At 60.1% G+C, this 19,378-nt stretch carries 24 protein-coding genes and 1 pseudogene; 13 read left to right on the top strand and 12 right to left on the bottom strand.

What is annotated here, in order from left to right; all coding sequences use genetic code 11:
* Positions 1-16: 16 nt before the first annotated feature.
* From CIT31_RS15700 to CIT31_RS15710, 3 genes are read right to left on the bottom strand one after another with little or no spacing between them, the layout of a single operon-like run.
* Positions 17-442 carry a hypothetical protein gene (locus CIT31_RS15700; protein ID WP_245316269.1) on the bottom strand — a complete coding sequence of 142 codons (426 nt, stop codon included), beginning with the start codon at positions 440-442 and terminating at the stop codon, positions 17-19.
* Positions 439-1,770, bottom strand: coding sequence for a recombinase family protein (locus CIT31_RS15705; RefSeq protein ID WP_245316271.1), 1,332 nt, complete (start codon positions 1,768-1,770; stop codon positions 439-441). Before CIT31_RS15705 ends, CIT31_RS15700 begins: the two co-directional genes overlap by 4 nt.
* The gene (locus CIT31_RS15710) at positions 1,767-2,213 is read right to left on the bottom strand and encodes a DUF2924 domain-containing protein (RefSeq protein WP_095519258.1); all 447 of its coding nucleotides are present in this window, start codon (positions 2,211-2,213) and stop codon (positions 1,767-1,769) included. Before CIT31_RS15710 ends, CIT31_RS15705 begins: the two co-directional genes overlap by 4 nt.
* Before the next feature lie 421 nt (positions 2,214-2,634).
* On the opposite strand from CIT31_RS15710, the gene CIT31_RS15720 reads away from it, so the two are divergent.
* The 7 genes from CIT31_RS15720 to CIT31_RS15740 all read left to right on the top strand — a co-directional run bounded on the left by CIT31_RS15720 (position 2,635) and on the right by CIT31_RS15740 (position 8,016).
* Positions 2,635-3,450 carry a hypothetical protein gene (locus CIT31_RS15720; protein ID WP_095519260.1) on the top strand — a complete coding sequence of 272 codons (816 nt, stop codon included), beginning with the start codon at positions 2,635-2,637 and terminating at the stop codon, positions 3,448-3,450.
* Entirely contained in the window at positions 3,443-5,401 is a 1,959-nt protein-coding gene (locus tag CIT31_RS15725) for an adenine nucleotide alpha hydrolase family protein (RefSeq protein WP_095519261.1), read from the top strand. Before CIT31_RS15720 ends, CIT31_RS15725 begins: the two co-directional genes overlap by 8 nt.
* A gap of 126 nt (positions 5,402-5,527) precedes the next feature.
* On the top strand, positions 5,528-5,743 hold the full coding sequence (locus tag CIT31_RS15730) for a helix-turn-helix transcriptional regulator (protein WP_095519262.1): 216 nt from the start codon (positions 5,528-5,530) through the stop codon (positions 5,741-5,743).
* 5 nt (positions 5,744-5,748) lie between these two features.
* Positions 5,749-5,955 (top strand): hypothetical protein, encoded by a 207-nt coding sequence (locus tag CIT31_RS33830; protein ID WP_133116159.1) that lies wholly within the window; start codon positions 5,749-5,751, stop codon positions 5,953-5,955.
* Positions 5,952-6,074 (top strand): hypothetical protein, encoded by a 123-nt coding sequence (locus CIT31_RS35750; protein WP_280950335.1) that lies wholly within the window; start codon positions 5,952-5,954, stop codon positions 6,072-6,074. The genes CIT31_RS33830 and CIT31_RS35750 overlap by 4 nt, the downstream gene beginning before the upstream one ends.
* Positions 6,071-6,646, top strand: coding sequence for a hypothetical protein (locus tag CIT31_RS15735; RefSeq protein WP_095519263.1), 576 nt, complete (start codon positions 6,071-6,073; stop codon positions 6,644-6,646). Before CIT31_RS35750 ends, CIT31_RS15735 begins: the two co-directional genes overlap by 4 nt.
* Positions 6,643-8,016: a phage/plasmid primase, P4 family gene (locus CIT31_RS15740; RefSeq protein ID WP_095519264.1), complete on the top strand. Its 1,374-nt coding sequence runs from the start codon at positions 6,643-6,645 to the stop codon at positions 8,014-8,016. Before CIT31_RS15735 ends, CIT31_RS15740 begins: the two co-directional genes overlap by 4 nt.
* Positions 8,017-8,139: 123 nt before the next feature.
* On the opposite strand, the gene CIT31_RS15745 is transcribed toward CIT31_RS15740, so the two are convergent.
* Positions 8,140-9,096: an endonuclease/exonuclease/phosphatase family protein gene (locus CIT31_RS15745; protein ID WP_095519265.1), complete on the bottom strand. Its 957-nt coding sequence runs from the start codon at positions 9,094-9,096 to the stop codon at positions 8,140-8,142.
* A 335-nt stretch (positions 9,097-9,431) separates the two neighbouring features.
* On the opposite strand from CIT31_RS15745, the gene CIT31_RS15750 reads away from it, so the two are divergent.
* From CIT31_RS15750 to CIT31_RS15765, 3 genes are all read left to right on the top strand, one after another.
* Positions 9,432-10,760, top strand: coding sequence for a site-specific DNA-methyltransferase (locus tag CIT31_RS15750; RefSeq protein ID WP_095519266.1), 1,329 nt, complete (start codon positions 9,432-9,434; stop codon positions 10,758-10,760).
* 243 nt (positions 10,761-11,003) lie between these two features.
* A complete protein-coding gene (locus CIT31_RS15760; RefSeq protein ID WP_206073366.1) occupies positions 11,004-11,444 on the top strand; it encodes a hypothetical protein in 441 nt (146 codons plus the stop codon).
* Entirely contained in the window at positions 11,441-11,797 is a 357-nt protein-coding gene (locus CIT31_RS15765; protein WP_206073367.1) for a hypothetical protein, read from the top strand. Before CIT31_RS15760 ends, CIT31_RS15765 begins: the two co-directional genes overlap by 4 nt.
* Before the next feature lie 11 nt (positions 11,798-11,808).
* Here CIT31_RS15765 and CIT31_RS15770 read toward each other — a convergent pair whose 3' ends face one another.
* Entirely contained in the window at positions 11,809-12,714 is a 906-nt protein-coding gene (locus CIT31_RS15770) for a DMT family transporter (protein ID WP_095519268.1), read from the bottom strand.
* A 416-nt stretch (positions 12,715-13,130) separates the two neighbouring features.
* Between CIT31_RS15770 and CIT31_RS15775 the strand changes: the two genes are divergently transcribed.
* Complete coding sequence (locus CIT31_RS15775; protein WP_095519269.1) at positions 13,131-13,820, top strand: recombinase family protein; 690 nt, start codon at positions 13,131-13,133, stop codon at positions 13,818-13,820.
* A 317-nt stretch (positions 13,821-14,137) separates the two neighbouring features.
* Here CIT31_RS15775 and CIT31_RS34230 read toward each other — a convergent pair whose 3' ends face one another.
* A complete protein-coding gene (locus CIT31_RS34230; RefSeq protein ID WP_165778446.1) occupies positions 14,138-14,302 on the bottom strand; it encodes a hypothetical protein in 165 nt (54 codons plus the stop codon).
* Between the two features lie 101 nt (positions 14,303-14,403).
* Here CIT31_RS34230 and CIT31_RS34235 point away from each other — a divergent pair, with 101 nt between their 5' ends.
* The gene (locus tag CIT31_RS34235; protein WP_165778447.1) at positions 14,404-14,574 is read left to right on the top strand and encodes a hypothetical protein; all 171 of its coding nucleotides are present in this window, start codon (positions 14,404-14,406) and stop codon (positions 14,572-14,574) included.
* A gap of 187 nt (positions 14,575-14,761) precedes the next feature.
* Here the strand turns inward: CIT31_RS34235 and CIT31_RS15785 are convergent, their stop codons facing one another.
* The 6 genes and pseudogenes from CIT31_RS15785 to CIT31_RS15820 form a co-directional block, all read right to left on the bottom strand.
* Entirely contained in the window at positions 14,762-15,109 is a 348-nt protein-coding gene (locus tag CIT31_RS15785) for a hypothetical protein (RefSeq protein WP_245316272.1), read from the bottom strand.
* A 47-nt stretch (positions 15,110-15,156) separates the two neighbouring features.
* The gene (locus tag CIT31_RS15790; protein ID WP_206073368.1) at positions 15,157-15,390 is read right to left on the bottom strand and encodes a hypothetical protein; all 234 of its coding nucleotides are present in this window, start codon (positions 15,388-15,390) and stop codon (positions 15,157-15,159) included.
* A 35-nt stretch (positions 15,391-15,425) separates the two neighbouring features.
* Entirely contained in the window at positions 15,426-15,905 is a 480-nt protein-coding gene (locus tag CIT31_RS15795) for a TspO/MBR family protein (RefSeq protein WP_095519271.1), read from the bottom strand.
* 497 nt (positions 15,906-16,402) lie between these two features.
* The gene (locus tag CIT31_RS15800; RefSeq protein WP_095519272.1) at positions 16,403-17,032 is read right to left on the bottom strand and encodes a helix-turn-helix transcriptional regulator; all 630 of its coding nucleotides are present in this window, start codon (positions 17,030-17,032) and stop codon (positions 16,403-16,405) included.
* Between the two features lie 669 nt (positions 17,033-17,701).
* Positions 17,702-17,797: pseudogene (locus tag CIT31_RS35155) on the bottom strand (Crp/Fnr family transcriptional regulator); the annotation flags it as partial.
* Between the two features lie 229 nt (positions 17,798-18,026).
* On the bottom strand, positions 18,027-18,536 hold the full coding sequence (locus tag CIT31_RS15820; protein ID WP_095519419.1) for a YciE/YciF ferroxidase family protein: 510 nt from the start codon (positions 18,534-18,536) through the stop codon (positions 18,027-18,029).
* A 248-nt stretch (positions 18,537-18,784) separates the two neighbouring features.
* On the opposite strand from CIT31_RS15820, the gene CIT31_RS34240 reads away from it, so the two are divergent.
* Entirely contained in the window at positions 18,785-18,958 is a 174-nt protein-coding gene (locus CIT31_RS34240; RefSeq protein ID WP_165778448.1) for a hypothetical protein, read from the top strand.
* Positions 18,959-19,378 lie beyond the last annotated feature (420 nt).

Below are 19,378 nucleotides of genomic sequence, written 5' to 3' on the forward strand. Positions count from 1 at the left end.
GCCGCAGAGAAGATTGTCAGCAGGAAGTAGCCATCAACTCCCGTTGCCGTTCCCATTCGACGGGCAAACCCCTGACGAGTGCCTGGAGCTGACCCCCCCTGGACTGCCGTCCGTCGAGTATGGCTTCGACCAGATCGGGGTCGAGCAGCGTCAACTGGAGCACATGGGATACGAAGGAGCGGTCAAGCCTTTCGGCCGCGGCAAGTTCGATCACTGTGGCGAACTCGCCTGTTTCCAGCATGTGTTTCCACCGGAACGCCCGCGCCAGCGCCCGGATAAGAGTGTTGTCTATGCGTGGCCGTGCTGGGGTCCATTGCTGTGTGCCGGCGGGCGAGATGATAATCTTGCGGCCACCACGCTTGCGCAGGGTCAGCGGCAGATGGACGGTGAGCGATTTGCCGTCAGGGCTGAGTTCGGCATATTTGGCCTCTGACGGCATCATGCAGTCCTCCTGTGCTCCGGCTGCTGTCGCAGCTCCGTCGCGAGGCTGGCCATGCCTTCCGTGCGAAGCCGGATGGAAATGCCCTCGACGGCGACATCCACCCGCTCGACCAGAAGCTGGACGATGCGGGCCTGCTCGGCCGGGAAGAGCTCATCCCAGAGTGGATCCAGCTGGACGAGGGCTTCACGGACCTCGGTTTCAGTGATGTCGGAATCGTCCTTTCGCTTGGCCATCCAGGTCCTTACGATCATCTCGGGCGTTCGAAGCAGCGCCCGAAGCTGGTCGATGACCGCAGCCTCGATCTCGCCTGCCGGCACACGGCGGACCGGGCATGTCTCCGGTCCGAGCTTCTGCACGCTCGTGGTGACGTAGTAGCGGTAGAGCTTTCCCTTCTTGCGCGTGTGGGCCGGGGTCATGGCGTAGCCGCTCGGAGCAAAGATCAGCCCCTTGAGCAAGGCTGGCGTCTGCCTGCGGCTCTGTCCGGCCCGCTTGCTCGGGCTATCCGCCACGATCGAGCGAACCTTGTCCCAGAGTTCGCGCCTGATGATCGCCTGATGCTCGCCGGGATAGTTGGCGCCCTTGTGCACCGCGTCGCCCACATAGACCCGGTTGCTGAGGAGCTTGTAGAGCAGGCCTTTGTCGAAGGCCTTCCCGTTCCTGCGCCTAAGACCCTCCGCATTCAACGTTCGCGCCAGGATGGTTGCCGAACCTATCTGCAGGAACCGCTCAAAGATCGAGCGCACAATGGCTGCCTCATCCTCTTGGATCAGAAGCTTGCGGTTCTCGACCCGGTAGCCAAATGGAACGTTGCCACCCATCCACATGCCCTTTTGCCTGGATGCAGCGAACTTGTCCCTGATGCGCTCGCCGATGACCTCGCGCTCGAACTGGGCGAAGGAAAGCAGGATGTTCAGCGTCAACCGGCCCATGGAGGTCGTGGTGTTGAAGCTCTGGGTGATCGATACGAAGGTGACGTTGTTCGCCTCGAACAGCTCGACCAGCCGGGAAAAGTCGGTGAGCGCCCGCGAGAGCCGGTCGATCTTGTAGACCACCACCACGTCGACCAGGCCGGCATCAACATCGCGCAGCAGCCGCTTCAGGCCGGGGCGTTCCAGCGTGGCGCCGGAGATGCCGCCATCGTCGTAGCGGTCGGGCACCAGCACCCAGCCCTCTGACCGCTGGCTCGCCACATAGGACTCACAAGCCTCGCGCTGGGCGTCGAGGGAATTGAACTCCATGTCGAGCCCTTCCTCCGACGACTTTCGCGTATAGACGGCGCAGCGCAGCTTTCGCACCGCCGGCTTTTTCTCGAATGCACCCGTGTTCACTGGCCCCTCCCCTTCTGGCTCTTCAAACCGAAGAAGACCAAGCCATTCCAGCGCGTGCCGGTGATCGCGCGGGCGATTGCTGAGAGCGATTTGTAGGGCCTGCCATCATATTCGTAGCTGTCGGCCAGGACCGTCACGCAATGTTCCACCCCCTGCCATTCACGCATCAGCCTGGTGCCGGCGATAGGTCGGTTATCAGAGCGGGTACCGCGTCCGCCCGAGCGGGGCTCCAGATCTTCGGCCAGCGCCGCCAACCGCTTCAGAGTCTCCGGCTTCAGCCCGCCATAGGCGAGTTCCTGCACCCGGTAGGCCAGCCTGCTCTCCAGGAACTTGCGATTGTAGGGCGGCGGTTCCGCGGCAAACAGGTCGCGCCACATCCCCTTCAGGGCAACGATGTCCATCGCCTTAATCGCCGCCAGCCTGCCGATCACCGCGTCCGTCACGCTCCATTCTCCACCGGTTCGAGTTCGGCTGCATGACCGCTCTGGTTGGCGGTGAAGTCCACCGAACTATTCTCCCGCTCACCAGATAGTCTGCTTGACTGTCGCGCCCGAAGCCGAACCAGGCCGGCAGCCAGAATGCTGGCGATTTCCGACAACCGCTCAACTGTCGAGAGCCGGTCGGGAGATAGAGCGTTCAAGCCCGCACGGCACTGACTGTCTGGTGTAGGTTTTCGCGCGCTCATGGTGAGCGAGGGTAGCCGGTTTCCAACTTTGCTCCAGCCAACCGGGGATCAATGCGCGATGCAGCGAAAACAAAAGAAATGCCGCAACCGTCCAGATCTGTCACGCCAGTCCGGGGAACGCGTCAGTAATTCGAATTGTCCGAATTAGCTTCACAAGTCGCTAACCCGACCGCCTCAAGTTGGACGATGGGGTACAGGCGAGCGAGGTCACGCTGATGGGGCATCAGCATCTGTTGAATATCCCTAAGAGCAAGGACTGGCGGCAGGTTGTCGCTCTCATCAGCGGCGGCGCCAGCATGGCAAAAATCGCTGGAGCCACCTCACGCGCCGTAGAGCGCAGCATGATTGAAGCCGCCGACGATCCGACGGTGCGCCAGACATTCTATCTCCTGACACAGCTGCCCCTGGCGGCCCGCGCCGAGGACTTCGGCAGAGAACTAAGACAGCTCGGCCTCCGTGTGGGCGCCAGCCCGACATTGATCGAAATCGGCAACGCCATGATGGAGTCCATTGACCAGTTCACATCGCGTCTTGGCCGCCGCACGGATTATGGTGAGATCGCGCAGTTGTCGGCGGTCGAGAGCATCCAGGCCGTCGCCGGCCGCGAACTGCCAGATCTCTTCGGCACCGGCGCCGATCGAGTGCAGGATGTCCTGGCTGGCTTGGGCACCGTTAAACAGTTCGCCATCCTGGCACGCGACTTCTTCTCGCGCCTGACCCGACGCCACCTCAATTTCTACCTCCATCGCGAGCTATCGAACCACGTCGGTATAGGCCGGCGATTCAGCAGCATGGCCGAGCATCAGGAGTTCGAGGCGGCGTTCAGTCTCCACTGCAGCGAGTCCTCGCGCATCATCAAGGAATTTGCTGGCGAGTGGTTCTCCAAGCATGTCTTCGAAGGCGGGATAGATCGCGACAAAGCGGGCAGGTTCGTCCATGTAGCGGCAAAGAAGATCCGTGAGGAACTGCGCCGGCGCGAGCCACAAGATGCTTGAAACGCTGGTCGTCTGCGGCGGTGAAGCGGCTCCTCAGCGACGGTCGGGCGTTGTGATCGAGCTGGACGTATCGCCCATCGCACATCCCAAAAGCCGGATCAGATTCAATCCCGGAGAGATAAATGCGCAACTGGTAGACGATCTGCCTGACGCATTGGCCGATGCGGTCGAGGTGGCCGCCTATGTGTTCAGTGCGGATCGTCTCGTGCGAAGAGGATCAAGCAGCTCGCGCCGCATTGGGGCGGAATGGCAGCGGCAACTGCGTTTCCGAATTCCCGTCAGGCGGCATGACCTTTGGACCAGGCCAGAGGTCAAGGAGAAGCTGCGAAGCGCCCTCGCTTTCCTCTCCGGAGATCAGATCGAATTCGAGTTTACGAAGGCCCGCGACCCGCGCTCGATCGAGCCGCACCTGGGGTTCCGAGATAGTGGCGCCCAGGTCATTCGACCGGACAAGGTCATCCTGTTTTCTGGCGGCCTCGACTCCCTTGCCGGAATCGCCGAGCACGTGGTTGGAGACCGCGGCAGCGCCGTGTTGGTCGCTCACCAGAGCGCGACCCAGATTGCAAACTACCAGAACGCGCTCGCCGACAAGATTGCCCTGCGAACGGGACCGAAGCAGACCTTCTATGCGCCCATCTGGGTGCGGCGTGGCGAGTCCAATCCGACTGAGCATAGTCAGCGGCTGCGCTCGTTCCTGTTCGCGTCGCTTGGCATGGCCTACGCATGGATGTTTGGCCTAAGCTCGGTGTTCTTTTATGAAAACGGGGTCACCAGCTTCAATCTTCCGGTGGCAGAACAAGTGGTTGGCACCAGAGCCAGCCGCACCACGCACCCGAGTGTCCTTCGCCGCTTCGGCGATCTGTTTTCGCTGCTCCTCGATGAGCCGGTCACGTTTGAAAATCCATTCCTATGGAAGACGAAAGGCGATGTCGTGGCCACCATCGGCAGGCATGGCTGTTCAGACCTGATCGGCGCAACGACGAGCTGCGCCAAGATCCGCGATTTCTCCATGACCGGCCAGCATTGCGGCTCGTGCTCACAGTGTGTGGAGCGGCGGTTTGGGGTGCTTAACGCAGGTCTGGGAGATCATGAACCTGCCACGACTTATGTCACTGACCTATTCGTCGGCTCGCACGACGACGGACGTGACCTCGCCATGGTGGAGGCGCATGTGCTGCGGGCTCAAAGACTCGCGACAATGTCGGAGCACGCTTTCGCGTCCAACTATGGCCAGATCTTCCGAACCCTTTCAGATATCGACGGCACACTCGAAGCGGCCGCACACCGGGTTTATCATCTGCACCGCCGCTATGGCGCCTCGATCATGCAGGTCGTGGATCAGCAGTTGGCGAAGTATTCGAGCCTCGATGACATTCTCAGGCTGCCGCCAACGTCTCTCCTCGGAATGCTTCGGACACCGGTAGCCAGACAAATTCCCTTTCAGGATCCCATTGAGGACGAACCTCGACCTTCTGTAGAGGCGAAGTCAAACGCGTCGAAGACCGCCGATCGCCGCATCGCCTTCGCCGTCACTGCTCAAGGGCACGTCAAATTTCCTGAATGTCCAGCTCTGCCCCGCAACATCTCGGCCCTTCTCGCACACCTGGCCCAGCAGTTCATATCCGACCTGGAACAGGGACGAGATGGGGCTGACCACTCCTATGTGAGGACCAAGCAGCTTACGGACCTGTTCGACATTTCGGGGGACGATCTGCGCCAACGCGTGAGAAGAGCTCGGCGATTCCTGGAAAAGCATTTTGAAAGGGCCACGGGTTACACGCTCGACGAACATGACATCATCCAAAGCATGAAATGGACGGGCTACAGGCTGAATCCGTATCTTATCCTTATGGACGCTCGCGCCCTTGAGGCTCGCGTTTCACGACAATCCTCAAAAGGTGTCACGACTCGCGAACAAATGCCTGGGATTCAGGGGTTCGGCACGGGATGACGCGTCACGTCATTGTCTGCCGATGAGCATGTCTTAAAAGCCGCGAACTACCGAGAATGCCTGCCATGAACAACGCTTCCACTCGCGCTCTAGCGCAAAAGGGGGAAGCCGGCTCAGGAGCAGCATATGGCAGAAACTCGCCCCACCTATCTCAATCAGCATGAACTCGCACTTCGCTGGCGTCTCAGCCCACGCACACTCGAACGCTGGCGCTGGCTGAAGACCGGGCCCCACTACCACAAGCTCGGCGGTAAGATCGCCTACGCGCTCGCCGATGTCGAAGCCTACGAGCGCCGCCGCCGCGCCGAAACCCACTCGTCGATCCTCGGGTCGTGGGAGTGATCGCGATGGAAGAGAAAAAAGCTGACCCGGGAGCGCTGGCAGGCGCTCACCGGGTCGATGTCACGATGCTGGCTGTCACAGGTGACGCAGATGTCAGTAGCGGAAACACCGTCGAGCTTCAAATTCACCAGATTCTGGCGCGCTCTTCCTGTTCTCGCCCGGTGGCAGCGGTGGTGGCTGAACACGCCTTCTCGACCGGGAGGCCAGCATGACGGAGGTTTATCAGGCCAGCCCGGTAAAACGGTGTCGGGCGACAAAGCTGAAGGCCGCCGAGAACAGCGCGCGAGAACTGATCGCAACGCCTGTAGGCCAGATCGGGGAGGCTGCATGATCGAGCTGGCTCTCCTGGCTGCCCGGCACGAACTTGGTGAGCGCGCTGATGGCCGCTTCATGCAGATGTTCGACTACTGCCGGGTCCACGCCATCAGTATGTTGTCGGCCGGCCCGCATATCGGCTGCGCCTCGGTGATCCCGGTAGTGCACCATCGCGGCGAACGCTTCGACTTTGCCGCCCGCGGCAACGAGGCGGTCGACGCCGTGGTGGTCGAGGCGCTCGGCACCGACGAAGAACGCGTCATCGATCTTGTTGCTTGGCGCCTGGATCGGCCGGATCGTCCATTGACGATGTTCGGGCGGGTCGGATTGCTTGGGCTGTCGGCAGCGCTGAACCCGGCGACGTTCTTCATGGGCGCGGCGTTGCAGGTTCACGACACCCCGCTCGGGTGGCTGAAATCTGCATGCCGGGGTTGCGCCATTGTCGTCCCGGATGTCGCCGCGAGGCAGTTGCGCGACGTGGGCGGCCCGATTGCTGCGTCGAGCCTAGCCCAGGGACGCAGGATCCGTGCCTTGATCGATAGTGTTCCTCGGCCCGCCATTCTTGTACCGGAAAGGCGCGCGGCATGATGGGGGATCTGGTTCCACTGGAAAAGTTCGCCGCTGAAGACGGCCGACCGCCAGCTTTTACCGACGAGGCGCTGGCGTTGCGTTTTGCCGAACTGCATCGAGATGATCTCAGATATGTCGCGGCATGGTCGAAATGGCTGCATTGGACGGGCGCCTACTGGAAAGTCGACGAGACGCTGCTCGCCTTCGACTTTGTACGCGCCGTCTGCCGAGAAGCAGCGGCCCAGTGCAACAATCAAAGAACGGCGGCGACGCTTGCCAGCGCCAAGACCGTCGCGGCGGTAGAGCGGCTGGCGAAGGCCGACCGGCGGCTTGCGGCCAGGGTCGACCAGTGGGATGCCGACCTTTGGACATTGAACACGCCGGCCGGGGCCCTCGATCTCCGAAGCGGAGTTGTGCGTCCGCATGATCCAAGCGATTACATCACCAGGATCACTGCCGCGTTCCCCGGCGGTCCCTGCCCGACCTGGCTCTCGTTCCTCGATCGGGTGACGGGCGGCGACGCCGAGCTTCAGTCCTTTATGCAGCGGATGTTCGGTTACGCGCTCACCGGCGACACCACGGCCCATGCGCTGTTCTTCCTGTTTGGCACCGGCGCCAACGGCAAGTCGGTGACCATCGATACCGTAGCCGGGATCCTGAATGATTATCACCGAACGGCGGCCATCGAGACATTCACCGCATCTACCACGGAGAGACATCCGACCGATCTGGCCGGCCTTCGCGGCGCGCGGCTGGTCACCGCGGTCGAGACGGAGGAAGGCAGGCGCTGGGCCGAGAGCCGCATCAAGACGCTGACTGGCGGCGACACCATAGCCGCGCGGTTCATGCGGCAGGACTATTTCGAGTTCGCGCCGCAGTTCAAGCTGGTTATCGCCGGCAATCACAAGCCCGGACTTCGATCCGTCGACGAAGCAATCCGACGGCGGTTCCATCTGCTGCCGTTCACCGTAACGATCCCGCATGCCGAGCGAAATCCCAATCTACGCGAGCAACTGAAGGCGGAATGGCCGGGGATCCTGTCCTGGATGCTCGAAGGCTGTCTCGACTGGCAGCGGCGGGGACTATGCCCGCCCAAAGCGGTGGTGGACTCAACCGTAGCGTATCTGGACGCCGAAGACGCGATCTCGGCCTGGATTGACGAGCGCTGCGTGCGTGACCCATCGGCCTGGAGCGCAGCTACCGAGCTGTTTGCCTCCTGGAAGCATTGGGCGGAGCAGGCCGGCGAATTCATCGGTTCGGCCAAGAGATTTGGGCAAAATCTCGAGACGCGTGGATTTTCACCTCAACGCAAGCGGGATGGACGCGGCTATGTTGGATTGGAGCTACCACCAGGAGATGCTGTTCGTCGGCATTGGCAGGGTGAATGACAGGGTGTGACGCATGTGACGCGTTTTCCGGTATTCACCGTTCACGCGCGCGTGACGCCGATAAGCTGAACAAGCGTCACATGCGTCACACTTTCCTGCGATGCCTGCATTTTTCGCCTGCTCTCATGGGGTGCTGAGAGTTACAACGACTGGCCTGTGGTCCGAGGCCGCGACGTTCGGCTGGTCCGGGATAACCGTTTTGATGTCCGACCTTTTCACGACCTGGAGAAACTCGGGTCCAAGCAGGATATGATCGATCTGGTTGCGAGTACCTTGGTACTCATACGTCCATCTCGTGTCCCAATCATCTCGGTTTGCGAAAAAGGCAGTGTCGCCGGTTTGCAGTAAGTCCGGCCAGATGTCGTCATAGCCCTGGACGCGGCGAATGGCCGGCTGGCCACGCCCGTCATTGAGATCGCCAGCAACCATAAACAGCTCGCCGGCCTCAATGTGGTCGATAGCGTAGCGCCTTAAGATCGAGGCTTGCGCAATGCGCTGCTCATCCGCCTCGGGACCGTTGCCCTCGCTGACGAAATGCGCGCCGTACAGAGTCACTGGCCTTCCGGCGAACTCGAACCTGACCGAAAGACCTTTGCTGATGCCAGTTTGGTTCTCGGAATCGTTATCGTCGGCTTCCTCGAAGTATCCCTCAACCCCGGCAATTGACGGCTGCTGATTCGAAAGCACTAGTTTGGACAGCACTGCTACTTTCTGCTGGGTGTTGGAGTCCGTGCATTGACAGACAAAATTGTGGGGATAGGTGACCCCAAGGGCGGTGATTTTGCCATTCAGTTCAGCCAAGTCTGTCACATTGCCCACCTCAGTGAGAACAACAATGTCGGCGTCGAGGCTAGCTACCACCTTGGCGACTTCTTCCGCTGCTTCAGCAAATTTTTGATCGCGAAAGGCAGGCGTCCACAAGGCGAGGTCCGCCTCAGCCCGCATCGAAAGTGGATACCCGAACTTAACGTGCACTGTTGGGCGGGTAAGGAAATTGGCGTTGAACGTCGCGATGGTCAGCTCCGCGGCCGACACGCCTGTCGTGATCAGCGCAAAGAACAGGACGAGCGGCAAGATCATAGCAGCCTTCCCCCTAGCGAGAGCTGGAGCTTAGCGCTTCAGCCGACGCACGTCACCACCTGGCCGTCCATACCAGCGCGTTAGTTGTGTGCACGAGACGGTGGCCATTTTTTATCGCGTCCGCGGCCTTTCCGGCAAGCATAGAGGAGTTCGCAGCGCGGCGCGGCAACCGCCGCCGCAGCGTCACATTCTAAAGCCGAGTCACTACTCGTATCACTTGCGGGAAATATCGTAGCGGTGCGCAAAATGGCAGGGATTACAGGTACATAACCCTACTGCTATAATCAACGCATGACGCAGGGCGTTGGTTTCGCCACCTGCGCGAGAAGGAACTGATGCAGGTGAAGCACAGCGATGAGAAGCTCTTCGGTTGTACTGCTCCTGCAGAGGGTGCGACCATCAGCCGAAGCGGCAACATCGAATGTGCTCCTCCTCGCCTCGCAGTGGAGTACCGTCCTGCCGCGGCTCTGATCCCCTTCGCCAAGAATGCCAGGACGCACTCGGATGCGCAGGTGGCGCAGATTGCGGCATCGATCCGGGCGTTCGGCTGGACAAACCCCATCTTGGTCGACGGCGAGAATGGCATCATTGCCGGCCATGGGCGGCTGCTTGCGGCCAGGAAACTCGGGATGGGCGAAGTGCCGGTCATCGAGCTTGCCGGCCTGAGCGAGGCGCAGAAGCGGGCGCTGGTGATCGCCGACAACAAGCTGGCGCTCAACGCCGGCTGGGACACTGAATTGCTGGGTCTCGAACTGGCCGATCTCGGCGAACTCGGCTTCGATCTATCGCTCACCGGCTTCGACGTGCTGGAGATTGCCGCGCTGACCAGCGCCGGCACTTCTGGCCTGACCGATCCGGACGACATCCCCGAGACGCCGGAGCAGCCGGCCACCCTGCCCGGCGATGTCTGGCTTTTGGGCAAGCATCGCCTGATCTGCGGCGACAGCACCAATGCTGAGGATGTCGAGCGGGTGCTTGCCGGCGTCAAGCCGCACCTGTGCGTTTGCGATCCTCCATATGGCGTCAGCTACGATCCCTCATGGCGAGAGCGGTTCGGCGATGGAGAAGGTCTCGCCAGAGGCAAGGTGCTCAATGACGACCGCGCCGACTGGCGGGAAGCATGGGCGCTGTTTCCGGGAGATGTGATGTATGTCTGGCATGGCGCCCTTCATGCCGCCACGGTGGCTACTAGCCTCGAAGCCAGCGGCTTTGCCGTCCGGGCCCAGATCATCTGGGACAAGACCCGTCTGGTCATCGGCCGCGGGGACTACCACTGGCAGCACGAGCCTGCCTGGTATGCGGTCAGGAAGGGCAGGAAGGGCCACTGGGCGGGTGATCGCAAGCAGACCACCGTCTGGGCGATCCCGCACCGGAAGTCGGACACGGGCCACGGCACGCAGAAGCCCGTTGAATGCATGCGTCGACCCATCGAGAACAATTCCTCGCCAGGCCAGGCTGTGTACGAGCCGTTTTGCGGCTCTGGAACCACCATCATTGCCGCCGAGATGACCGGCCGCTGCTGTCACGCGATCGAACTGAACGCAGCCTATGTCGACGTCGCGGTGCTGCGCTGGCAGGCGTTTACAGGCAGCATGGCGATCCTGGAGGGCGACGGCCAGAGCTTTGCCGAGGTAAAGCTTGAGCGGATCGGGACCAAGCCATGACCACCAAGACAGCCATCCTGCAGGCGATACGCCACAAATGTCTGGACTGCTGCGTCTATCAACCCGCCGAGGTTCGGGAGTGTCCCGTCAGCACGTGCGGTTTGTGGCTGTTCAGGTTCGGGATGGACCCCGACCCAAGCCGGACCCGCGGCTTCGCCAAATCCCCCGTGTACACGGACCCTTCGCGGCAAGACATGCCTATCTCGAAGGCGAGGCAGCACATCGGAAACGGAGAGAGCTGAGATGGCCCGCCCCAGCCATCAGCCCCATGCTTTTCATCGCCGCCAGGTAGAGGCGCTGGCAGGCTATGGTGTTCCGGAGGGGGACATTGCCGGGATGGTCGGCATCGATGCGAAGACGCTGCGCAAGCACTATAAACACGAACTGGCCTTTGGCCACACAAAGGCCAATGCCAAGGTGGCGGAGAACCTCTTCCGCAAGGCAACGGGCGAAGGTCGTGAAGCGGTCATCGCCGCCATCTTCTGGCTCAAGGCACGCGGCCGCTGGAAGGAGACCTCGGTCAACGAGCACTCAGGCCTGGACGGCAAACCGATCGAACAGGTGCATGAGATCCGCCGCATCATCCTTCGCGCCCCGGATCCTGCAAGTTTGGGCAAGACTCCTGCCGGCTCACCACCAGCAAACCTTCCCGTCACCTTCTGGGACGCGGACCGAGGCAAATGAGCCCCGATATCGAAGCCCCTCTGGAAAACCGGCCACTGAGCTCCAGGGTGGAGGCGCTGGCCGGCTTCGGGCTTAGCACGGCCGACATCGCCTGCGTGCTCGCCACAGACGAGCAGGACCTCAAGGCGACCTACGCCCATGAGCTCGAGAGCGGCGCCATCAAGGCCAACGCACGGGTCGCCGAAAGCCTTTACCGCAAGGCGACCGGTGAAGGTCGGGAGGCCGTCACTGCCGCAATTTTCTGGCTGAAGACCAGGGCGCGCTGGAAGGAGACCTTCATCCATGAGCTAGAGGGGAAACTGGACACCTCAGTGACCTTCGTGACGACCTACGAAGATATGAAGCTCCTGTAGGGCACAGCGCTTCACCTGGCAGATCTTAGGGCGAACAGCCCAGCTCCGCAGATCAAAACTGCGCCGAGAACGGTGGTGATCTTCGGCACCTCGTCGAAAAACAGCAGCCCCCAAAGTGGAACCCAGACGATGGCGGTGTACTCGAAGACCGCTACGTTGCCTGCTGGGGCAAGGCGGTAAGCCTGGGAAAGCAATGTCATTCCGGCAGATGCGATCACACCGCAGCCGGCCATCAGCAAAGTATCCTGGAGCGTAGGCCAGACCCATGGGCGCGTGAGGAAGGCAAGACTTGGATGATTGGCGTCTTCAAGGCCGCCCAAGCTCACAAGCGCCGCCAGCGCCGGCGCGCCAGTGAGGAAGGCCAGGTTCTGATAGAAGGTGATAACCGCGGCGACCTCGCTGTCGCCAAGCTTCCTCGCCAAGACCTGGGCCGACGAATACAGAGCAGCAGCCAGGAGGGTCAACACAGCTGCCCATTCGAAGACAGCAAGACCCGGTTGCAGCGTTATGATGACGCCGAGCAGACCGACAATGAGCGCGATCAGGGTTGCGGTGTGAGGTCGCTCTCCGAGGAAGAGAATCCCGAGACCTGCAATGATGAGCGGGGCGACGAAAAAGAGTGCGACAGCATCGGCCAGAGGAAGCGCTGCGATCGAGAGATAATAGAAGAGGTATGCTCCCAGCGAGATTACCGCTCGGATGGCGAGCAGCCCGGCTCGCTTTGAGAAAATAGACCGCAGTCTGGCGGTCGCGCCTACCAGCACCAGCAGAATGGGCAATGCGACGATTGATCGAACAGTCATCGCTTGCGTAACGGGATAGGTGTCCGAGAGGCCCTTCAGGATCACGTCCTGCAGTGAGAAGACGAGAACGCCCAGGCAGAGAAAGCCAGTGGCTGCTAGGGACTTGTTCTGCATCGGTACGTCCTAGTGAAGGGGCGCAGCTAGCTTGGCTAGGGCCGAGCTCGATAGGGCCTGCACAGCCGCACCTGTAATCCACACTGACGTAAACGATCGTCGCGAGATTGCGTTCTGGCCGCAGACTAAGGGGCGTGCTCATACGAATTGGAAGTAGCTGCATCCGCGGCGGCTGCGCCTCTGTGGCGGGCGCGATAAGGAACCAACGTGCTGACAAAAGGATGGTTATCTGCACTGGAGGCGAAAACTCCGTGTCCTCATGAAGTGCCTTCCAACAAGTCTGCGTCATATAGGCGGCGCTCCAGCTCAACCGCGTTGCTGCTGAAGCCTATTTCCTGAAAGAACTTGCTGAACCGTGTCTTGTGAGCACACTGCAAACGGTGGTTTGCAGTTTGCACACCCCTGGATGACCAAAGATGACGAGAGCAGTCGCCTACTATCGTGTCTCCACACAACGTCAAGGACGCTCGGGCTTGGGCATTGAGGCCCAGCGTACCGCGGTCGCCCGCTTTGCCGAGGCCGAGGGCATGATCATCCTCCAGGAGTTCACTGAGATCGAAACCGGAAAGGGCGCGGATGCTCTTGATCGACGTCCGCAACTGACCGCTGCCCTTGCCCGGGCCCGGCAGCTCAAATGCCCGGTCGTTGTAGCGAAGCTCGATCGCCTCTCGCGCGATGTTGCCTTCATTGCTGGCCTGATGGTCCAGCGCGTTCCTTTCATCGTGGCCGAACTCGGTGCTGATGCCGATCCGTTCATGTTGCACCTCTATGCCGCCTTGGCCGAGAAGGAGCGGCGTATGATCTCGGAACGCACCAAAGCCGCCCTCGCCTCTCGCAAAACGACCGGCATGAAACTCGGCAACCCGAGCAATGCCGCCGACGCAGCAGCGAATGGCCGGAAGATATCGGTTGATGAAGCCGATCGATTTGCGCAGACCGTGCTGCCGATTATCGCGTCCATTCAACGTTCTGGCATCGCCAGTCTGCGTGGCTTGGCAATCGCCTTGAACAATCGCGGCGTTCGCACAGCGCGCGGTGGCCGGTGGCAGGTCTCGAACGTGCGCAACATCTTGGCGCGGCAATCTCCTGCGAACTTGCTTTTATAGGCGGGATTTTACCGCCGATCGACACCGGCTACGAGGCGCCAGCCGTCTATGCCTGGGCGCGCAGAAAGGATCTTGGCGAAGGCGCCGTCTGCGATCCATGAGTTCAGGCAGTCTCTTTCGCCCGCATTTTCTGTGATAACCTTCTGGCCAGGCAATCTCCTGCGAACCTGCTTTAATAAGCGGGAATTAGCCTCCGGTGCAGTACTGCTGCGTCAAAGCCGTTCGGCGGCAGTGCATTCTCCGCGCCCCCAGCAATGCACATGACCGGCAAAGACCAACAAACGGACATCACATAGACCGAGGCATTGAGTCCCCAGTCAGCCCTCCGCCTTGAAGTTCTTGGCTTCCTTCTTCGCTTTTGCCTTCCCATATTTTTCGGCAAGATCCTTAGCCTGCTTAGGCGAAACGTCTGTCGTTTCCGCGAGATGCATTGCCTCCTTGTCCGAGAGGCGATTGTCTTTCTTGCCTTGCTTTGTAGCCATGTTCGAATCTCCTAATTGTTGGAGACCTAACGGACTGGAGGTTAGAGCGTTCCTTGGAACGGAACGCCGTTCTGGACATTGCTTGGAATGAGGAGGTGACCATGCCCAAATTTCGCTTTGAGACCGTCGAATTCGGCCAGACCACTACGTTCGAGGAAGATCTGTCCGGCGCAGACCTAGCCAGCCCAAGAGCAATCGAAAGGGCCCACGCTGCGTTGATAGCCGGCGCTCCTGCTGGCGTCGATCAGTCCGGTTCGATAACCAAGGTTTAGATGAAGCCGGGTATCTGGTTGCCACCGTCAATTTTTCCGACGTGCTTCGTGACAATTCGGATCTGCAACCTCAAATCAGCGACCCGCCCACCGAAGAGCCAGGTGTGATGCGGTCTGGCTGAGGCGCCTCTCGCGTTCGGTAAGATGGATCCCTCCAGCAGTGTGATCTGAACGGAAGGTCACTTGCTCAACTCAAGCGCAGCATCGCTGCGCTGATAAACACTGCAGCCGCTACTATCACGACAATGACAATCACCAGGACCGGCCCATAGCTGCCAGGCTGGATCGCGGCCTCGCCTTCCAGCGGGCGCATCGCATTGGCGTAGGTCGCCGCGTTAGCAAACTTTGCTCTGCCACGTACCGGGTGTGCGCTCTCCACCGGGACGTTGCCGGCCGCTTCCGCGTCTGTCTCCATCGGAGCGGCGGCTGGGTCGACCCCTGGTGTCTTGTCTCCTTCGCGTCCGGCATCGATATCCCCCCTGGCCCGTGCCGGGCTTCGTCTATTGGGTGCGTCGGTTGTCATTTCGGTTGCCATTAAAGCGTCCTTTCCGGAGCAGACCTGTCCTACCGAACCGAAAGACTTCAATAGTGTTCCGGTGAAAACAAAATCGGCGATAACTTGGCTCCGATGAACCAAGCCTTCGGAAACTCCGACGTGGAATCGGTGATGTATTTCCCACCAAAAACGCCAAGCCGAAGCATCTGCATGGGGGAAAGGTCCGGCTTGAACTCAGGATGGAAGTCCTGGCCGGTAGTAGCCGACAACGCGTAGCGATACCCGGTTTGCATCTTGTCGTTAACTTCAACGATACGCACTCGTTCATCCCTTGCCAGGTGGTGACGCACACCCCTCAATTGAGCCTATAGATTTCCAAATTCAAAACGGCTGCGAAGCTGACCCACAAAAAATAGGGCCAGAGAAGAACAGATGCCGCGTAATCGACTTGCCAGAAGGAGACGATGGTCAGGGCAATCAAAAGCCATAGCGCGACGATAACCACCAGCCCGCCCCGAGGACTATGAAGGGAAAAGAACACCCACGACCAGACGGCGTTTAGGGTGATCTGAATAAGGAAAAATACGATGGCGGTAAAAGCCCAATCGCCACCCGACTTGAGCACACGATAGAATGCGTATGCCATCAGCACATATAAAGCGGTCCAGACCGGCCCAAACAGCCAATTCGGTGGATTGAAGGTGGGCTTGATGAGGTGCGCGTACCAGGTCTCGACATTCGGGATCGTAGCGAAAGTGCCCGCGGCGGCGGCCGCCAACACGGGTGCTACCGACGCCAACACCAATAGCAGGTGGTTTGTGCCTTGATTGAACATGAAGCTCTCATACGATTGTGTCGCACAGTAACGGCCCAGCGCCGATCACAGTTGCACCAGTGACGAATTGCCTGGCCTAGTGAAACGGCATATGAGCATTCTAATGAGAATTGCAGCGTAAACCTCTGCAAGAACTCGGCATTTTCGCACCCGTATCGATGAATCCGATTTGCCCAGACCGTGCTGCAAATCATCGCATCCATTTCAGCGGTCCGGCATCACCAGCCTGCGTGGCCTCGCAATCGCCCTGAACAATCGGGGCATTCGCACAGCGCGGAATGGCCAGTGGCATGTACCGAACGTGCGCAACATTTTGGCGCGGCAATAGGTTGCATTTCGTGCACCGAAGCTTCCGGTCGGATGTCCCATTCCATGGACCCGAAGCGGTCTCCGCTGGCGCGACGCGCGGCGCGCCAAGTCTTTAACGGCCCCAATTTTCGATCGCCTTAAACCCCCGGCGGATACTGACATCTGGCGCGCGGCTACAAACGGCGGCCTTATGGCAAGACCGAAATGCGCCCCAGAAGGGCCACCAATTCCGCCTGACGTTTTGTTTCGGTCTTGGCGAAAAGCGAGGCGAGCTGGGACCGGATTGTGGTGCGGCTCAAGCGCCAGCTGCGGGCAATCTCTAAAGGCGCATCGCCCTGTGCCAAGCGCAACGCGAGGTGCGTTTCCGCGCTCGTCAAGCCAAACATCCTTTGCAGTGTCTGAGGATTTGGCCCTGATCTGTTCTCACGGTCCAGCAGCGCCACAATGCTCGTTCCGTTAGGAGCGATAACTCCCTGCTCGTTCAGTATCACCGGCCTGTCGCCTATGCTCCGGATCACCACCCAAGACAGTGAACCCGGCAGGAACTGTGCCGGAACATTCGCGATCAGCCGCCTTAGCGCTCTAGCAAGCTCGCTGGGTGTATCAGCCGCATCGCCCTGCCGCTCTAGCGTAGTTTGGGCGGCTGGGTTCCATTCAACCACTTTCTTTTCGCGGTTCAGTACCAGATAGCCGCAACCCATGCGATTGAGCATCCCCACAACGGATTCCGTACTGCGCCGCCGTTCTTCCTCGGCCCTCGCGCTAGGCACGTTGTCGGTAAGCCAATGTTGCAAAAAATCTGTTCCGCGTGTGCTCATCAGGCCTTAATCTCAAATCAGGCGTTAGGTTCCAGGGGCCTGAGCCGCGAGAGTGCATTGAGAACAGAGGCTGGCAAATCGGCAACGGTTGCCGACTTGGTGCCGAAGCGCTCAGAGACAGGCGCATAAAATTTGGTTATCGCCCGTCCCTGGCATTGCCGTAAGCGTTCGGGCCAGTGTCGGGCGTATAGGTCAGGCCGACGTCGTTGCTGCTGCATTTTTTGCAGCGAAGCTTTGGCCGAATGTCCCATTTCATGGCCGGCGCGTCAGGTCCGAAGCGGTCGCGGAGCTTCACCAGGTCGAGCACTTGTTTGTTTGTGGCGACAGGCCGGGTTGTTGCAGAACGCCGTCACCGCCATCTTGGCATCGATCAAAGATTGGTAGGTCGTCCAGCCTTTTGCCATCAACTGTTCTGTCGGTCGAAAAGAATGGCCATGCCGCGCTCTGCCGCCGCCGTGGCGATCATCTTCTCGATCGCGACATCGGAATGGCGGTTGCCAGTTCGCCCTCGCAGGATTGAGATCGACTCCGCCAGAGATAGGGACGGCGCTTCTGAATTTTCGTCCAGATACTTTTCAATAGCGATGGCCAGTGCGGCATCCTCCGTCCGGCGCCGTTCCTGCGTGCTCCCGCACGCGCTTCCAGAGCCGCTCACGGATCGCGCGTAGCAATGACGCGGCAAGGGGCTAGTGCCACTATTCCATGGTCCATCGTCTTCAGAAGGAAGGCGTGCAAATCTACGAAATCGCCAGGCACCTGCAACGAACGGATGAGGCCCACGCATCTTGGCTAGCGAAGACGAGGGCCGATCGGGGTGCCCCCGACCTGCAGCACCGTGTTGAGGTCAATGCTGCACGGGCCAAGAACTTGTTCGAAAGCCGGTTGTTCCACCGGACTCCTCAAACAAAAGCCCGCCCCGGCGAACCGGGACGGGCTGCGAAGAGGACGAGCCCCGGCGGCCGAATCGCCAGGGCTTCGAGCACGGCTCGACGGATTATGCGGCCTCATCGAGAGCACGCTCGTTTACGCCCGACTCGCCCAGCTCTGTCAGGGCTTCGTCTGTCGCCACTTCTTCATCCAACGTGGCCCTCAGTAGATCCAGGGCGTCATCCATACCGAGTTGTTCAGCCCACGCGATGAGCGTCCCGTAGCGGGCTATTTCGTAATGTTCCACAGCTTGTGCCGCGGCGACGAGCCCTGCATCCAATGCCGGAATCCCTTCATATTCTTGGAGGATCTCCGAGCCTTCTTCGAGAATGCCGTCGATGGCGGGGCAGGTCTTGCCGCTGGCAGGCTCTCCCAGAATCTCGAACACCTTTTCCAGACGATCAACCTGCTCCTCGGTCTCCATCCGGTGCTTTTCGAACGCAGCCCTGACTTCTTCCGATTCGGCACCTTTGGCCATTTTTGGCAGGGCTTTCAGAATCTGTTTTTCCGCGTAGTAGATGTCTCTTAGGCCGTCGAGGAACAGGGCCTCAAGGCTTTTGGTCTTGGTGGTTGGCATTTTTCCGATCTCCCGTAGCTTAAGCCATCCTTCTGGAGGCTTCAGTCCAACCCGCATTACCGGAACTTGTTCCGGCGGATTTCAAAAACCTGTGCACCTGCATAATGCCACTCAGGCCAGCATCATGCCGGCGGGAACCTCAGGCGTTGCCGGGTTTTCCAGGGATACTATTGGCATCAACGGCAACGACCGGGCGCGACCGACCAAGACGGCGAAGGCGCTGGGCCAGCGAATTGGCAGGTGAGGCTATGGAACGGGGCATCGATATTGGCGTCGAAGTGGCGATAACCGTCCCCATCCTGAAGCTGCCCGGCAACGGGCGGGCCAGCGTCAGCATGCCGATATACGACTTCCCCCTGTTGACGCGCCGAAGACGGTCGGGCGAAAAAAATCCGCTCACCGGATTGGTCGCGGACCGATAGCAAAGATCACAAATCGACGGTGAAGGTTGTCGGCCCTGTCACGGTCGACCAAGCCTCAGTTATTAACCGAACAACGTCGCTAGCGGTATGAAAGGCAGGCGCCACGGAGCGCCGGCAAGTGAAGATCTATTCCCACCGCTTCTGGAACCCGCGCAGCCGCCCTAGGCGAAACTACCCTAGGACGAAGATTCGTGGCGGTGCCACAATGGATGACCTCGAAGGACCCGATGGTCGGCGGGCTCCGGGAACCCGCCACCGCGGCGAGGGCGCCCGACGGCGCAAAGCCGAGCAGGATCATCAATTGCGGCGCCACATCTTCCAGGCTTAGGACATTAAACCGGAACATAACCCTCACAAACGAGTTCGAGCGCTAAATAGGCATTCTCTCACCAATTCGACCGCCTAAATCGCTTCACTTTC

Origin of the sequence: Mesorhizobium wenxiniae (assembly GCF_002284535.1) — a bacterium.
Taxonomy (GTDB): Bacteria; Pseudomonadota; Alphaproteobacteria; order Rhizobiales; family Rhizobiaceae; genus Mesorhizobium; species Mesorhizobium wenxiniae.

Excerpts from the sequence above, each read along its gene's own strand:
- CIT31_RS15700 (WP_245316269.1), bottom strand. The coding sequence starts at position 442 with ATGATGCCGTCAGAGGCCAAATATGCCGAACTCAGCCCTGACGGCAAA.
- CIT31_RS15725 (WP_095519261.1), top strand. The coding sequence starts at position 3,443 with ATGCTTGAAACGCTGGTCGTCTGCGGCGGTGAAGCGGCTCCTCAGCGA.
- CIT31_RS15730 (WP_095519262.1), top strand. The coding sequence starts at position 5,528 with ATGGCAGAAACTCGCCCCACCTATCTCAATCAGCATGAACTCGCACTT.
- CIT31_RS33830 (WP_133116159.1), top strand. The coding sequence starts at position 5,749 with ATGGAAGAGAAAAAAGCTGACCCGGGAGCGCTGGCAGGCGCTCACCGG.
- CIT31_RS35750 (WP_280950335.1), top strand. The coding sequence starts at position 5,952 with ATGACGGAGGTTTATCAGGCCAGCCCGGTAAAACGGTGTCGGGCGACA.
- CIT31_RS15735 (WP_095519263.1), top strand. The coding sequence starts at position 6,071 with ATGATCGAGCTGGCTCTCCTGGCTGCCCGGCACGAACTTGGTGAGCGC.
- CIT31_RS15740 (WP_095519264.1), top strand. The coding sequence starts at position 6,643 with ATGATGGGGGATCTGGTTCCACTGGAAAAGTTCGCCGCTGAAGACGGC.
- CIT31_RS15745 (WP_095519265.1), bottom strand. The coding sequence starts at position 9,096 with ATGATCTTGCCGCTCGTCCTGTTCTTTGCGCTGATCACGACAGGCGTG.
- CIT31_RS15750 (WP_095519266.1), top strand. The coding sequence starts at position 9,432 with ATGCAGGTGAAGCACAGCGATGAGAAGCTCTTCGGTTGTACTGCTCCT.
- CIT31_RS15760 (WP_206073366.1), top strand. The coding sequence starts at position 11,004 with ATGGCCCGCCCCAGCCATCAGCCCCATGCTTTTCATCGCCGCCAGGTA.
- CIT31_RS15765 (WP_206073367.1), top strand. The coding sequence starts at position 11,441 with ATGAGCCCCGATATCGAAGCCCCTCTGGAAAACCGGCCACTGAGCTCC.
- CIT31_RS15770 (WP_095519268.1), bottom strand. The coding sequence starts at position 12,714 with ATGCAGAACAAGTCCCTAGCAGCCACTGGCTTTCTCTGCCTGGGCGTT.
- CIT31_RS15775 (WP_095519269.1), top strand. The coding sequence starts at position 13,131 with ATGACGAGAGCAGTCGCCTACTATCGTGTCTCCACACAACGTCAAGGA.
- CIT31_RS34230 (WP_165778446.1), bottom strand. The coding sequence starts at position 14,302 with ATGGCTACAAAGCAAGGCAAGAAAGACAATCGCCTCTCGGACAAGGAG.
- CIT31_RS34235 (WP_165778447.1), top strand. The coding sequence starts at position 14,404 with ATGCCCAAATTTCGCTTTGAGACCGTCGAATTCGGCCAGACCACTACG.
- CIT31_RS15785 (WP_245316272.1), bottom strand. The coding sequence starts at position 15,109 with ATGGCAACCGAAATGACAACCGACGCACCCAATAGACGAAGCCCGGCA.
- CIT31_RS15795 (WP_095519271.1), bottom strand. The coding sequence starts at position 15,905 with ATGTTCAATCAAGGCACAAACCACCTGCTATTGGTGTTGGCGTCGGTA.
- CIT31_RS15800 (WP_095519272.1), bottom strand. The coding sequence starts at position 17,032 with ATGAGCACACGCGGAACAGATTTTTTGCAACATTGGCTTACCGACAAC.
- CIT31_RS15820 (WP_095519419.1), bottom strand. The coding sequence starts at position 18,536 with ATGCCAACCACCAAGACCAAAAGCCTTGAGGCCCTGTTCCTCGACGGC.
- CIT31_RS34240 (WP_165778448.1), top strand. The coding sequence starts at position 18,785 with ATGGAACGGGGCATCGATATTGGCGTCGAAGTGGCGATAACCGTCCCC.